This window comes from Acinetobacter sp. 1207_04 (genome assembly GCF_052850415.1).
In genome coordinates, this window is sequence record NZ_VXCQ01000009.1 from 45,033 (window position 1) to 59,609 (window position 14,577).

13 protein-coding genes and 1 riboswitch are annotated in these 14,577 nt (G+C 36.8%); of the genes, 8 read left to right on the top strand and 5 right to left on the bottom strand.

The annotated features are described in order from the left end of the window. Window positions 1-134 precede the first annotated feature (134 nt). The 8 genes from FW754_RS09650 to FW754_RS09685 all read left to right on the top strand — a co-directional run bounded on the left by FW754_RS09650 (window position 135) and on the right by FW754_RS09685 (window position 9,984). Window positions 135-1,775 carry a CTP synthase gene (locus tag FW754_RS09650; RefSeq protein WP_419348985.1) on the top strand — a complete coding sequence of 547 codons (1,641 nt, stop codon included), beginning with the start codon at window positions 135-137 and terminating at the stop codon, window positions 1,773-1,775. 29 nt (window positions 1,776-1,804) lie between these two features. Continuing rightward, on the top strand, window positions 1,805-2,662 hold the full coding sequence (gene kdsA, locus FW754_RS09655; protein WP_409510175.1) for a 3-deoxy-8-phosphooctulonate synthase: 858 nt from the start codon (window positions 1,805-1,807) through the stop codon (window positions 2,660-2,662). 67 nt (window positions 2,663-2,729) lie between these two features. Continuing rightward, complete coding sequence (gene eno, locus FW754_RS09660; protein ID WP_409510174.1) at window positions 2,730-4,019, top strand: phosphopyruvate hydratase; 1,290 nt, start codon at window positions 2,730-2,732, stop codon at window positions 4,017-4,019. Between the two features lie 517 nt (window positions 4,020-4,536). After that, window positions 4,537-4,920 carry a septum formation initiator family protein gene (locus tag FW754_RS09665; RefSeq protein ID WP_409510173.1) on the top strand — a complete coding sequence of 128 codons (384 nt, stop codon included), beginning with the start codon at window positions 4,537-4,539 and terminating at the stop codon, window positions 4,918-4,920. After that, entirely contained in the window at window positions 4,889-5,614 is a 726-nt protein-coding gene (ispD, locus tag FW754_RS09670; protein ID WP_446324518.1) for a 2-C-methyl-D-erythritol 4-phosphate cytidylyltransferase, read from the top strand. Before FW754_RS09665 ends, ispD begins: the two co-directional genes overlap by 32 nt. A 78-nt stretch (window positions 5,615-5,692) precedes the next feature. After that, window positions 5,693-6,829 (top strand): rod shape-determining protein RodA, encoded by a 1,137-nt coding sequence (gene rodA / locus FW754_RS09675; protein WP_409510171.1) that lies wholly within the window; start codon window positions 5,693-5,695, stop codon window positions 6,827-6,829. Window positions 6,830-7,106: 277 nt separating this feature from the next. Continuing rightward, the gene (locus FW754_RS09680; protein ID WP_409510170.1) at window positions 7,107-8,375 is read left to right on the top strand and encodes a D-amino acid dehydrogenase; all 1,269 of its coding nucleotides are present in this window, start codon (window positions 7,107-7,109) and stop codon (window positions 8,373-8,375) included. A gap of 104 nt (window positions 8,376-8,479) precedes the next feature. Further along, a riboswitch (glycine riboswitch) is annotated at window positions 8,480-8,566 on the top strand. 164 nt (window positions 8,567-8,730) lie between these two features. Further along, entirely contained in the window at window positions 8,731-9,984 is a 1,254-nt protein-coding gene (locus FW754_RS09685) for a D-amino acid dehydrogenase (protein ID WP_419348974.1), read from the top strand. 175 nt (window positions 9,985-10,159) lie between these two features. Here the strand turns inward: FW754_RS09685 and FW754_RS09690 are convergent, their stop codons facing one another. The 5 genes from FW754_RS09690 to FW754_RS09710 form a co-directional block, all read right to left on the bottom strand. Next, the gene (locus FW754_RS09690) at window positions 10,160-11,218 is read right to left on the bottom strand and encodes a hypothetical protein (protein ID WP_446324519.1); all 1,059 of its coding nucleotides are present in this window, start codon (window positions 11,216-11,218) and stop codon (window positions 10,160-10,162) included. Between the two features lie 190 nt (window positions 11,219-11,408). Further along, the gene (gene nfsB / locus FW754_RS09695) at window positions 11,409-12,062 is read right to left on the bottom strand and encodes an oxygen-insensitive NAD(P)H nitroreductase (RefSeq protein WP_409510167.1); all 654 of its coding nucleotides are present in this window, start codon (window positions 12,060-12,062) and stop codon (window positions 11,409-11,411) included. Between the two features lie 533 nt (window positions 12,063-12,595). Next, a complete protein-coding gene (locus tag FW754_RS09700; RefSeq protein ID WP_446324520.1) occupies window positions 12,596-13,033 on the bottom strand; it encodes a hypothetical protein in 438 nt (145 codons plus the stop codon). Between the two features lie 132 nt (window positions 13,034-13,165). After that, a complete protein-coding gene (locus FW754_RS09705; protein ID WP_446324521.1) occupies window positions 13,166-13,897 on the bottom strand; it encodes a UDP-2,3-diacylglucosamine diphosphatase in 732 nt (243 codons plus the stop codon). Between the two features lie 114 nt (window positions 13,898-14,011). Then, window positions 14,012-14,521 carry a peptidylprolyl isomerase gene (locus tag FW754_RS09710; protein WP_409510164.1) on the bottom strand — a complete coding sequence of 170 codons (510 nt, stop codon included), beginning with the start codon at window positions 14,519-14,521 and terminating at the stop codon, window positions 14,012-14,014. Window positions 14,522-14,577: the final 56 nt, after the last annotated feature.

Below are 14,577 nucleotides of genomic sequence, written 5' to 3' on the forward strand. Positions count from 1 at the left end.
GAAATGCTGATAGAATAGCCGATTGTGTATTGTTCTATGAATTGGTGTGAATTGACTTTGCTTTCTTGGTGCAAGGTAAAGTAAAATCGCACAACATTGTAGGCCAATTTAGGCTCCATTGTATGAGAAACTTAATGACCCATTTTATTTTCGTTACCGGTGGTGTTGTATCCTCACTGGGTAAAGGTATTTCAGCTGCTTCAGTTGCTGCACTTTTAGAAGCCCGTGGTTTAAAAGTCACCATGGTCAAAATGGATCCATACATTAATGTCGATCCTGGGACGATGAGCCCATTCCAGCACGGTGAAGTCTTTGTAACAGAAGATGGTGCTGAAACTGACCTTGACTTGGGTTATTACGAGCGTTTCTTACGCCGTGCTAAAATGACCAAGTTAAATAATTTTACTTCTGGTCGAGTATACCAAGACGTTCTAAATAACGAACGCCGTGGGGATTACTTAGGCGGAACAGTACAAGTTATTCCACATATTACGGATAATATTAAAGAACGTGTTCTTCGCGCAGGTGAAGGCTATGACGTTGCCATCGTAGAAATCGGTGGTACTGTCGGTGACATCGAATCTCTCCCATTCATGGAATCGGTACGTCAACTTATGGTTGAACTGGGTCATAAGCGTACAATGCTCATGCACTTGACGCTTTTACCATACATCAAATCTGCTGCAGAATTGAAAACAAAACCGACTCAGCATTCTGTAAAAGAATTACTGTCTATTGGTATTCAGCCAGATATTCTGATTTGTCGTACAGAATATGATGTTGATGCAGATACCATTCGTAAAATTGCATTGTTTACTAACGTAGAAGCACGTGCAGTTGTCGTATGTAAAGATGCACGTTCAATCTATCAAATTCCACGTACATTCTATGAACAGAATGTTGATGATTTGATTTGTGAGCGTTTTGGCTATAACGATCTTCCTGAAGCTGATTTAACAGATTGGGATAACGTTGTAGAAGCATTGCTTAACCCTGAATATACCGTTCGTGTTGCAATGGTCGGTAAATATGTTGAACTTCCAGATGCGTATAAGTCTGTAAATGAAGCGCTTTTACATGCAGGTATTCAAAACCGCGTTAAAGTTGAAATTGATTATGTCAATGCAGAAGAACTTGAAAGCTTAAATGAAGCTGAAGTGTTGAAAAATGCTGATGCAATTTTAGTTCCAGGTGGTTTCGGTGAACGTGGTACTGAAGGTAAAATGAAAGCCATTCAGTTCGCTCGTGAAAATGGTGTGCCATTTTTAGGTATTTGTTTGGGTATGCAATTGGCTGTGATTGAATATGCACGCCATGTTGTCGGTATTGCAGATGCGACATCTACAGAATTTAATCGTTCAACTAAATCGCCATTAATTGGTTTGATCACTGAATGGTTAGATGAACGTGGTGAAGTACAACAACGTAATGCTGATTCTAACCTTGGCGGTACAATGCGCCTAGGTGCTCAAAAATCTGAATTGGTTGCTGGAACAAAAACAGCTCAAGTGTACGGTTCTGAAGATATCATTGAACGTCACCGTCATCGTTATGAGATGAACAACCGTTATATTCCAGTGCTTGAAGAAAAAGGCATGAAAATTTCAGGTTATTCACCAATTCAACGCTTAGTGGAAACTGTTGAAATTCCTGCACATCCATGGTTTGTTGCTGTACAATTCCACCCAGAATTTACAAGTTCACCACGTGATGGTCATCCATTATTTGCTAGCTTTATTGATGCTGCTAAAAAACAGCACCAAAACAGTAAATAAGTGTGCAAGAACATAACTAGGAAGTTTAAATGTCACAATTAAAACCACAGGAAATTGTACGTTTAGGCGATATACAAATGGCAAATCATTTGCCATTTGTACTATTCGGCGGCATGAATGTACTTGAGTCAAAAGACTTAGCATTTGAAATTGCAGAATCGTATGTCGATATCTGTACGCGATTAGGTATCCCTTACGTTTTTAAAGCAAGTTTTGATAAGGCAAACCGTTCAAGCCTACATTCTTACCGTGGTCCAGGTTTAGAGAAAGGTTTGGAATGGCTTGCGGACATTAAAAAGCATTTTAATGTGCCGATTATTACAGATGTGCATGAACCTTATCAGGCGGCACCTGTGGCGGAAGTGGCAGACATTATTCAGCTTCCTGCTTTTTTAAGTCGTCAGACCGATTTGGTTGAAGCGATGGCGAAAACAGATGCCATTATTAACATCAAAAAAGCACAATTTCTTGCACCGCATGAAATGCGTCATATTTTGAATAAGTGTCTTGAAGCGGGTAATGATAAGTTGATTTTGTGTGAGCGTGGCTCAGCATTTGGCTACAACAATCTTGTAGTTGATATGCTTGGTTTTGATACCATGAAAGAAATGAATGTGCCAGTATTCTTTGATGTGACACATGCTTTGCAAACACCGGGTGGTCGTGAAGATTCTGCTGGTGGTCGTCGTGCGCAAATTACTACACTTGCTCGTGCAGGTATGGCTACAGGTATTGCAGGTTTATTTTTGGAAGGGCATCCTGATCCTGAAAAGGCGAAGTGTGATGGTCCATGCGCATTGCGTATGTCGCAGTTGGAACCATTCCTTGCACAATTGAAAGAATTAGATACCTTGGTAAAAGGCTTTAAAAAGCTCGATACCCACTAAATTATGTTTACTTTGATGCGTCATTTTTAGTGGCGCATCGTTTTATTAATCAACTGAGGAATTGTTCATGAGTCAAATCGTTGACATTCGTGCACGTGAAATTTTAGACTCTCGTGGTAACCCAACCATCGAAGCAGACGTAATCTTAGAATCTGGCGTTGTTGGCCGTGCATGTGCACCATCTGGTGCTTCAACTGGTTCTCGTGAAGCTTTGGAACTTCGTGACGGTGATAAATCACGTTACTTAGGTAAAGGCGTTAAAACAGCTGTAAACAATGTAAACACACTTATTCGTGATGCTTTAATTGGTAAATCAGTATTTGAGCAAAAAGACATCGACAATACGATGATCGCTCTTGATGGTACTGAAAATAAAGAAAAATTAGGTGCGAACGCAACTTTAGCGGTGTCTTTAGCTGCGGCACGTGCTGCTGCTGAGGAAAAGAAAACTCCACTTTTCCAATACATTGCAGACTTACGTGGTCAATCAATCTTGACTATGCCTGTACCAATGATGAACATCATCAACGGTGGTTCACATGCAGACAATAACGTAGATATTCAAGAGTTTATGATTGAGCCAGTAGGCTTTACATCATTCTCTGAAGCTTTGCGTGCAGGCGCAGAAATTTTCCATTCTTTAAAATCAGTATTAAACAAAAAAGGTTTAAATACTGCTGTTGGTGATGAAGGTGGTTTTGCACCAAACCTTCGTTCTAACGAAGAAGCAATTACGGTTATTCTTGAAGCTATTGGTCAAACAGGCTACAAAGCAGGTTCTGATATTATGCTTGCGCTTGACTGTGCATCTTCAGAATTCTACAAAAATGGTCAATATATTCTTGCAGGTGAAGGTAATAAAGCATTCACAAGCAATCAATTCTCTGACTATTTAGCAGGTCTTGTAAATCAATATCCAATTATTTCTATCGAAGATGGTTTGGATGAGTCGGATTGGGAAGGTTGGTCATACTTAACTTCAATTCTTGGCGACAAAATTCAGTTGGTTGGTGATGATTTATTTGTTACTAATCCTAAAATTCTACAACGTGGTATTAATGAGAAAGTAGGTAACTCTATTCTTATTAAATATAACCAAATTGGTACGTTGACTGAAACTTTAGATGCAATCTATCTTGCGAAGGCAAATGGTTACTCTACTGTTATTTCACACCGTTCAGGTGAAACAGAAGATTCTACGATTGCAGATCTTGCTGTTGGTACTGCTGCTGGTCAAATCAAGACAGGTTCATTGTGCCGTTCTGATCGTGTTGCAAAATATAACCAATTACTTCGTATTGAAGAATTAACAAATGCTGCTTACCGTGGCAAAGCGGAATTTAAAGGTTTAAATTAATTTTTATAAATTGATTTAGCTTTAAAAAACCACTCCCTTGTTTGAGGTGAGTGGTTTTTTATACTCACTATTACAGCGTGAGAGGATTGTTTAATGAAAATGTGTAATGTAATACTCACATTTTGTGAGTAATCTCATATGAACTTGGTTGTAGTGATGTGTATCGGAATTACATGAGACTTCCACAAAAGATTTAAGCCGATTAATTTTAAGTGAATTTCTATCGGTTTTCGGTCACTTGAGGAGTAATGATATTATTTATTCGTAAGACTTTAGAGGGCATTGAATAATACTGAATTTGAATTTTTGTGACTATTTTTTTGGAATATTTTATAGGATTGAAAATATTCAAATATCTATGCTTTAATATATTTACAGACAAACAAAGCATCGTATATAAATATCAAAAAAGTTTTGTTCAACTTTTGCAGTTTTACCACAGTAAAACGTTCTCCACACAAAATATTTAAGGTATATTAGTACCTTAATTTAATGCTGTTACATAAGACAAAAATTCATGTTAGAAGTCTTTAAAACTACTTCAAGTAAAGTCATTCTGATAGTTGCAGTTCTGATCACTATTGTACTTCAGTATCACTTTTGGTTAGGTGAGGGCGGTTATTTTCCTCATCAAGCTTTACTTCAGCAAGTGAAACAACAATCTGAGGTCAATGACGAACTCAAAGAGAGAAACAGAATTCTCGCTGCAGAAGTGTATGATTTAAAAAATGGTGCAGAAGCGATTGAAGAGCATGCTCGTTTGGATTTAGGTCTGATTAAGCCCCATGAAACATTTGTACAAATGAGTACCATTAGTACCCATTACAAACCTATTTATTCTGATAATACTGACGTAGATCTAAGAACCAATGAAGATGAGCTTCCACCTGAACAACCGTAAATTATGGGCGGTGATTCCTGCTGCGGGTTCAGGTAGCCGCTTTTCAAAAACAGAATTAAAACAATATCAAGTGATTGGGGGGAAGACAATCCTTGAGCATACGATTTCTCGTTTGGCACAATTGCCTTTAGCTGGTTATGTTTTGGCGATTGGTGCTGATGATCACTTTGCTGCAACACTTTCTTTTAATCAGCCTGAAAAGGCACATTTTTGTCAGGGTGGAAAAGAACGTGTTCATTCAGTCTTGAATGCTTTGCACTATTTAAAAGCTTTTGCTGCGCCGGATGATTTGATTTTTGTTCATGATGCTGCACGTCCTTGCGTCACATTGGAGTGTCTGGAAAATTTGGTTGAAACAGCATTAGTTGAAAACTGTAGCGCTATTTTAGCTATTCCTGTCCGAGATACATTAAAACGTGTACATTCATCATCACAACAAATTGAGCACACAGTCAATCGTGAACAGTTATGGCAAGCACAAACACCACAAATATCGACCTTTGCTACATTGACACAAGCCATTGAGCAAGCCATGTATGCTGACATTGTCATTACAGATGAAGCGAGTGCACTTGAATTTATGAGTGAAAAAGTGATAGTAGTTGCAGGTCGTTCCGACAATTTGAAAATAACCTATCCAGATGATTTAGAGTTAGCAAAACTCATTTTAGCGGTGCAACAAAAAGTTAAATAATTCACCATTAAACTATGTTTTCACTTCTGATTTAACTCTATAATTTCGCATTCGAATGACAAAGTAAAAGATGTATAAATGATACCTACTCAGCAGTATCGTTTTTTAAGACGATCTTTGCGTGATGGACGCAGTCTTAATGAACAAACCTCCCGATGGGATAAATTGCATCTCGATCCATGGTTGCTGTTGTTTTTGATTGTTAATGCGGCGCTTGGTTTGCTAATGGTTTATAGCGCATCCAATGAAGATATGTCGATGGTGATGCGCCAAGGCATTAGCTTTGCTGTGGGTTTTGCCCTGATGTTTGCTTGTGCACAAGTTCCGCCTAAGGTCTATCAGGCAGTGAGCCCTTGGTTTTATTTTATTGCTATTTTATTGCTCATTTTGGTTCTATTGGTCGGTGACGTCCGCTTGGGTGCAAAACGTTGGTTGACCATTCCAGGTATTGGCAGTATGCAACCGAGTGAGTTTATGAAGTTTGCCATGCCTTTGATGATGGCTTGGTATTTCTCTCGTCAACCGCTGCCGCCTAAATTTAAGCATATTGTTGTTGCATTGATTATCATGGTCGTACCATTTGTTTTGGCATTACTGCAACCTGACCTTGCGATTGGGATTATCATTGGCGGTATTTTTGCACTATTCCTCAGTGGAATGTCATGGAAACTGATTGGTGGAGCAATGGCTGCTTTAGCAGTATCATTTCCGATTATCTGGACATTTGTACTCCAAGCTTATCAAAAGAAACGTATTTTGACTTTATTCGATCCTGAATCAGATGCATTGGGTGCAGGTTGGAATATTATTCAGTCTAAAATTGCTATTGGCTCAGGTGGTATTTTTGGTAAAGGCTTTTTAGGGGGGACGCAGTCACAATTGGGCTATCTACCTGAACATCATACAGACTTTATTATGTCGACCTTTGCTGAAGAGTTTGGATTTATTGGGGTATTTTTCCTCTTTAGTTTATATGCAGCCATTATTTTTCGTTGCATGATGATTAGCTTGAACTGCTTTCATAATTATGGTCGACTTCTAGCAGGAACCATTGGTCTATCATTATTCTTCTTTGTTTTTGTCAATTCGGGAATGGTTGCAGGGATTCTACCTGTCACGGGTGACCCATTGCCACTGATGAGTTATGGTGGTACCGCTGTAATTGCATTGCTTGCAAGTTTCGGCATTGTAATGTCCATTCATACCCATAAATAAAATGAAATTTAAAATATTAAAAAGGGTAATTCTAAAAATGAATTACCCTTTTTTTATGCCGTTTAGATACATTATTTTTATAGAAAATCACAGCAGACTTTGAGTGTAGTTCAGATGTATCTCAGTTGTGATGCTTTGTACTTTGATGATTTAAGCTCTTGAAAAGTCATTTTTTTCATCATACATTAAATTAACTATAAATAAATTTATTAAAATTCATGCTATATATTTATATATTAAAAGCTCATTATCACGATAACAATTAGGTTGAATTATTATGCATATTGTCATTCTCGGAGCTGGTGTTATTGGTACAACCTCAGCTTATTATCTTAGACAAGCTGGACATGAGGTAACCGTCATTGACCGACAGCCTAATGTTGCACTCGAAACAAGTTTTGCTAATGCAGGGCAAATATCACCGGGTTATGCATCACCATGGGCAGCACCAGGTATTCCACTAAAAGCTTTTAAATGGATGTTTCAACCACATTCACCTTTAGCAATTAAACTCACGGGTGATATGTATCAATATCAGTGGATGATTCGTATGTTGGCGGAATGTAATAGCAATCGTTATCACATCAATAAAGAACGAATGGTGCGTTTGTCTGAATATAGCCGTGATTGTTTAGATGAGTTACGTGCAGAAACGGGTATTCATTTCGATGAACGTCAGTTGGGAACGCTGCAATTATTTCGTAAACAAGAGCAACTTGATGTTGCAGGTAAAGACACAGAAGTCTTAAAAGAAGAAGGTGTACCTTATGAGTTGTTGGATAAGCAAGGTGTGATTGGTGTGGAACCTGCACTTGCAGATGCGACAGTCGATTTTGTTGGGGGGCTTAGATTGCCTAATGATCAAACGGGAGATTGTCAAAAATTCACCACGGAACTTGCTGAATTGGCGATTAATCAAGGTGTAGACTTTTTATTTAACACGGTGATTGAAAGCATTGAAAAAGATGCCGATCAAATTTCTGCAATTGTGCTCCGTGATGGTTCGAAAATTAAAGGTGATGCTTATGTAATGGCATTGGGTAGTTATAGTCATGATATGTTGCAATATTTAGATATTGAAGCGCCAGTATATCCACTAAAAGGCTATTCAATTACCACCAAAATTATTGATCCTGCAATGTCGCCTGTATCTACGATTTTGGATGAGTCCTATAAAATTGCAGTGACCCGTTTTGATGATCGTATTCGTGTTGGAGGAATGGCAGAGTTAAATGGTTTTGATCGGTCTTTGAAATCGAGTCGTGAAAATACCTTGTTGATGGTGTTACAGCAATTATTTCCGAAAGCAAGCGATGTATCCGATGCACATTTTTGGACAGGCTTAAGACCTGCTACACCTGATGGTACGCCTATTGTTGGTAAGACCAAGTATAAAAACTTATATACCAATACAGGACATGGCACTTTAGGTTGGACGATGTCATGTGGTTCTGCAAAATTACTCTCTGATATTATTTCGGGTAAAACACCTCAAATTGAATACGATGATTTGAACGTATTCCGTTATGATTCGGTGAAGCATTGATGCTTATGCGACTTTAGTCGAGTCAGTTGTATTTACCATGGGATAGTATTTGATCTATGGATGAAAATGGCATATACATTGCTTATAAGGATATGTAATAAAAATAGATGATTGCAGGAGAGAAGTCTTTTAGACTCGCCGAAGGAGCAACGACCCCGGAAACTCTCAGGCAAAAGGACTGTAATCATTGAAAAACTCTGGAGAGAAGTTGCTGTCAATTAAAAAAACAAGTAACTCACCGAAGGGGATGGTAAATTTCTGAATAATTTGGTTATTTATCGAAGCTCTCAGGTACAAATGACAGATGGGGCATACATTGAAAATGCAAAATCATGCATTTCAAAGGAGTGTGCGTATGTGTCATATCGTAATTATTGGTTCAGGGATCACTGGCGTAACTTCTGCCTACGAACTTTCTCAACTGGGTTATAAAGTAACTGTTATAGATAAGCATTTATTCCCTGCAATGGAAACCTCATTTGCCAATGGTGGGCAACTTTCAGCTTGTAATGCCGAAGTATGGAATCAAAAATCCACAGTACTGAAAGGTATAAAGTGGATGGCAAATAAAAATGCACCACTTTTGCTCAATCCTTCTTTCGACTTGCACAAATATGCATGGTTAGTCGAATTTCTCGGTAATATTAAGCATTATGAATCGAATACCCAAGATACTGTAAAAATGGCATTGTTGGCACGACAACGATTATTCAATATTGCAGAACAAGAAGGTATTGATTTTGATCTCGAAAAACGTGGGATTTTACATTTTTACCATTCTGAATATGATTATAAAATTGCGACTGATGTGAATAATCTTTTATGTAAAGGTGGATTAGAGCGTCATGCAGTAACATCCGAAGAAATTAAAAAAATCGAGCCATCATTAACAGGTGAATATTACGGTGGTTTTTACTGTCCTGGTGATGCGACAGGTGATATTCATAAATTTACCACAGGACTTGCCAAAGCCACTGAGAAATACGGTGTGAAGTATCTTTTTGGTATGGAAGTGGTCAATGTCGAACACACAGCAAATGGAGTGAATATTCAATATCATCCAAGCATTGAAAATGTCGTAGGTGCTGATGGGCAATCTGTCACACTCGAAAGCTTACAAGCCGATGCGGTAGTGGTATGCGGTGGTGTCGGAAGCTATCACTTGGCGAATCAATTGGGTGATCGAGTCAATGTCTATCCTGTAAAAGGTTATTCAATTACGGTACAACTTGATGATGAAAAAAGTGTTAATGGTGCACCGTGGGTCAGTCTGCTCGATGAGAGTGCAAAAATTGTCACTTCACGTTTGGGAGCCGACCGCTTACGTATTGCAGGAACAGCGGAGTTTAATGGCTATAACCGTGACATTCGTTCCGATCGCATTCAGCCTTTAACCGATTGGGTCAATAAAAACTTCGATATTTCAACTGAACATTGTGTGCCTTGGGCAGGACTTCGTCCAATGATGCCGAATATGATGCCTGTGGTCAGACGAGGAAAACGTGAGCGTGTTTATTATAATACTGGACATGGTCATTTGGGTTGGACATTGTCTGCTGCTACTGCGGTAATGATTAGTCAAGAAATTGCCACAGCGCACCCTGTGTAAATTTCAAATTCACTTTCAGTACATCAGCATGAATTAATTTTATGCTGATGATTTTAACCTTTGTAAAGATTATAACCTTCAAATTTTTATTGATTTACATATCTTTCTATATTTCAATCCTTTTTTGAATTGTGGTCTGAGTGGGTGCAATATTTACAATTTGCGGTTCTAAATGCTACTGTATACTTTTGCATTGTTTAGGGTGTTGTTTTTGATCGTTTAAATAATCTTGCGTATATTGATTCAGCCATTGTTTAAATGTTGTATTTTCTCGAATACGATCAAAAATCTTATTTTTTTTAAACTCTTCAGGTTTAATGGTTTCAGCGGTATCAAAATTTAATTGTCGTAGATATTGAAGCGCTTTTTCAGGTTGATTGTAAAGTGCATAAATTTTGGCATGAAAATTTAGATCACGTTGCGGTGTTGTTGATAAATTGTCAAAATAGAGTTTAAAAATAGTTTCTTTATTTTGATCTAAAAAATCTTGTGCCTTTTGAGGATCTTGTTGATATAAATACTGATAGTGGAGTTGTACTAAAACAATAAAATTACCACCTTCATAAACTTCTTCTGAATATTCTAAGTATTCATTCAAGGGTTCTTGCAGTATTTGGGCAATCTTTAACTGCTGGGAGGGTTCAATATTTTCTTGGCTAAAGGTAATTTGTAATTCACTCAAAATATCGTAATACGCCCGACGATTTTTAGGTGTGGATGAATCTTGTTCATATAATAGCGTTGCATAGTGACGTGCTTTTTTCAGATCATTTATGCTTAATTTAGAATGTGGGTCATCACGTTCAAAGGTTGATTGTCGAGCGTAAAAAATGGCTAAATTATATAGTAGATTATTGTAATCACTAGAGTTTGCTTCTAATAACTTGAGATAAGACTGTTCTGCTTGATTGCTTTGTATTTGTGATAATGCAGGGCAACCTTGCTGTGATAAATATTCGGCATAGGCTGCATGTAAATTGGCAGAATTGGTATAAAAAGCAGCTTCTTTTTGATTGAAACTTTTTTTATGTGATAGTTGAATCATTTGTGAATGTACAGATTGAAAACCATCTAAAACCTTTTGCTCATTATTGAGAGTAATTGTTTGAGGGTTGATAAATTGCTGACTTAACTGTGCAAATTTTTGGTATTTATGCTGATTGATCCAAGAGGTACAGCCTGAAAGTGAAAGTGTTAAAATCAAAATAGAGCCGATAATATTATTATTTTTCATTCTGTATTTCACTTTAGATTAGCACTTAAAAATACGATGAGAATGTTCAATCCGTTTGTGATTGATACATAATTATCATAAAAACAACAGAGGTTTTAAGCAAGAGGTGAATTGTACAATCAGAATATTTTAAAATGAGAACAAAAAATAAGAAATCTTTCGTTCCCAGTATTTTTATATTTTCAAAATTTTAAAGACGTGTGAAGATTTCTTCTTTATTCAAACGAGATTTAGGCAGTTTAGCATTGAAATCTGCATCACTACGATAACCCAAAGTCATAATTACAGATGGAATTAAACCTTTTGCAATCAGGTCTAATTCTTCAGTAATGATGTCTTCATCAAAACCACCAATCGGTGTGGCATCAATACCTTCAATTCCTGCTGCTAGCAGCATTTGTCCTAAAGCAATAAAGGTTTGATTCTCTGCCCAACGCTGAATATCACCTTTTTCATTACGATAATAATCGACATAACCTGTACGACCATCTTTTTGCCCCTGCTTGGCTGTGGCATCTTTAAAACGGCCACTTTTATCATCTTGATTCAATAAGTTATCTAAATGATCTTCGGTAATATCAGCTTTAGTGCAAAACAAAATAGTATGTGAAGAATCCAATACTTTGGGAGCATTATAGGCATATTTACCCACCAATGATTTTGCAATACGTTGCTTAGCCGCATCATTTTCAATAATAAAAAAATGCCAAGGTTGAATATTGATGGATGATGGTGCTAAGCGAAGGATTTCAAGTAGGCGTTCAAATTGTTCTTGCGGGATTCTTTTTGAAGCATCATAGGCTTTTGTGGTATAGCGATTTTTTGATACGGTTAATACGTCCATGCGACACTCTTATATCGAAAGTTTTCGATATTATAAACTGAATTTGAATAAATTAGATCAATCGAATCGTAAATAAACGTGAAAATGATCGTTCTTAGAAAGCTCTGTATAAAAAGCAGAACCTGAAGGATGACGAACAATATAATTTCCTAATGTGTCCTTAGCAAATATGTTTATGGTTTAACTTTGATACCAATCTAATGAAATTTGTTTCCAATACAAGTTCTTTGAAGCTTGATGAGGATATATCTTTGAACGACTATTTCAAAACCGTTCGCCAAATTTTTATAAATATTTTTATGATCAAGTTTGTTTATGGTTCTCTGAACAGCCTCATTTAAATAATCTACTGACATTTTAACCTTTTAAATGATGACATAATATCCAAAAGTTGTAATGAGTATTACAGTAGATTAAATGTGCAAACATTTGTTTATTTTAAATTGCAAAACTACTTATTTTACTTCGATTATGAAAAGACTCCTAAACTTTGTTCAAGAGCCAAATTTCTGAAACGCAATAATGATTATAAATTAATAAGCATAATTTAAATCGGTATATTTATCTAAAGACATTGCAACATGGTTGTTAATGAACTCACGAATGTCTTGTGGAGTCATTGCTTGACCTTGTTTTGTAATGACATGCTCAGCAGGTGCTTGACCTTCTGCTGTAATACGATAAACAAAATTACGTGCGATACTGTAGTTTGAATTATTTAAAACAATACTTGTGGTATAAATATAGCGATGTTCAAAGTTAAGATCGGTATTCGAAAAGATAAATTGTTCGAAGAGTTTAAGTGCAGCGCCTTCTTCGATCGCCTGAATTTCATCAATAATTGTTTTGTCTAAATGAATGTCGTAGCGTTCGGAAATCGCTTGTCCATCTATGAGTAAGGATACTTTGTCATTTTCATGGTGATTGACAGTAATATTGCTAAAATTAGACATCAGAAAATTCACACTCATAAATTATTCAGTGAATGATAGCAAAAAAATGTAGATAAACTGCGAGAAAGTCGTATGAAGCCTGAACAATTAAGCCATTAACAACAGGATTGAATTAATTGAGAAAATTAAAAAATGCCAAAAACTTTTCGATTAAACAATTTTCCATTGAATTAGCTGATAATTTGCATTTTCATCCACTTCTAAAATCATCGCTTCAGAGGTTTTTTCACGCCAATCACCTAAGACAATTCTAGGTTTTCCATTTACATCGTGAATCATTGGTTTATGCGTATGCCCATGAATAAGGACATCAACTTGGCTTAAAGCCTTTTCAACAGCTTGTTGATTCACATCCATGATTTCATAGGTTTTATTTTGCTGAGAAGCATGGCTTTTTTTACGAAAACCATTAGCCAATTTTTGTCTAAAAGAAAGTGGTGTGCTTTTTAAAATACCCAAAAGAATTGGATTGCGAATGATTTTTCTAAACCTTTGATAAGATACGTCATCGGTACACAATGCATCGCCGTGTTCAATTCTAAATTTTTTATTGGCAATGTTCAGTGTAAATTCATCAGGTAATAATTGACCATTAAACTGATTTAAGAATTTTTGTCCTAAAGCAAAATCACGATTTCCAACTTGAAAATAAACTTTATTTCCTGCTTGGGTAAATTGTTTTAAATGTTCGACGATTTCAGAAAGCCATGGGGCAGTATAGTCATCACCAATCCATGCATTAAACCAATCACCGAGAATATAAAGTTGGGTTGGTTTTGTGAAATTATTATCTTTATATTGTTCAAGCAAATCTAAAAACCCCCGAACGAGTCGAGGGTGATCAGGTGATAAATGTAAATCAGCGATAAACAGATGGGTCACTTATTGTCCTTTATTAAAATCTCCCTAAGTCCCTTTTTACGAAAGAGGGACTTTTCTTCCTTTTATATATTGGAAGTTCCTCCCTTTATCAAAGGGAGGTTAGGAGGGATTCTATTACTCAGAAATAATCTTAGCAGATTCAATTACAACGTTTTCTAATGGAACGTCAGCATGATAACCACGGTTACCTGTACGAACGCCTTTAATTTCGTTGACGATGTCTAGACCTTCAGTCACTTTACCAAATACTGCATAACCCCAACCCTGAGCAGTTTTGCCTGAGTGGTTAAGGAAACCGTTATTGCCAACGTTAATGAAGAATTGAGCAGAAGCAGAGTGAGGCGCTTGAGTACGTGCCATTGCAATTGTACCCAGATCATTGGTTAAGCCATTATCAGCTTCGTTTTCAATAGAATCACGTGTTGATTTTTCTTTGAAGTTTTCGTCCATGCCACCGCCTTGGATCATGAAACCATCAATAACACGGTGAAAAATAACGCCATCATAAAAACCATCACGAACGTATTCTAAGAAGTTAGCAACAGTTTTAGGTGCTTTTTCAGAATTTAGTTCAAGGACAATACGTCCTTTATTGGTGTTTAATTCGACTTGAGGAAAACTCATTCTATAATCTCCTGATCATGACTGAAAAAGCCATGGGTTTTTGGTTGAGAGAAGCA

What these genes read in the sequence shown, in the direction of transcription:
- ispD (WP_446324518.1), top strand. Translation starts at nt 4,889, where the DNA reads ATGAAGATGAGCTTCCACCTGAACAACCGTAAATTATGGGCGGTGATT.
- eno (WP_409510174.1), top strand. Translation starts at nt 2,730, where the DNA reads ATGAGTCAAATCGTTGACATTCGTGCACGTGAAATTTTAGACTCTCGT.
- FW754_RS09690 (WP_446324519.1), bottom strand. Translation starts at nt 11,218, where the DNA reads ATGAAAAATAATAATATTATCGGCTCTATTTTGATTTTAACACTTTCA.
- nfsB (WP_409510167.1), bottom strand. Translation starts at nt 12,062, where the DNA reads ATGGACGTATTAACCGTATCAAAAAATCGCTATACCACAAAAGCCTAT.
- FW754_RS09685 (WP_419348974.1), top strand. Translation starts at nt 8,731, where the DNA reads ATGTGTCATATCGTAATTATTGGTTCAGGGATCACTGGCGTAACTTCT.
- FW754_RS09680 (WP_409510170.1), top strand. Translation starts at nt 7,107, where the DNA reads ATGCATATTGTCATTCTCGGAGCTGGTGTTATTGGTACAACCTCAGCT.
- FW754_RS09650 (WP_419348985.1), top strand. Translation starts at nt 135, where the DNA reads ATGACCCATTTTATTTTCGTTACCGGTGGTGTTGTATCCTCACTGGGT.
- kdsA (WP_409510175.1), top strand. Translation starts at nt 1,805, where the DNA reads ATGTCACAATTAAAACCACAGGAAATTGTACGTTTAGGCGATATACAA.
- FW754_RS09665 (WP_409510173.1), top strand. Translation starts at nt 4,537, where the DNA reads ATGTTAGAAGTCTTTAAAACTACTTCAAGTAAAGTCATTCTGATAGTT.
- FW754_RS09700 (WP_446324520.1), bottom strand. Translation starts at nt 13,033, where the DNA reads ATGAGTGTGAATTTTCTGATGTCTAATTTTAGCAATATTACTGTCAAT.
- rodA (WP_409510171.1), top strand. Translation starts at nt 5,693, where the DNA reads ATGATACCTACTCAGCAGTATCGTTTTTTAAGACGATCTTTGCGTGAT.
- FW754_RS09710 (WP_409510164.1), bottom strand. Translation starts at nt 14,521, where the DNA reads ATGAGTTTTCCTCAAGTCGAATTAAACACCAATAAAGGACGTATTGTC.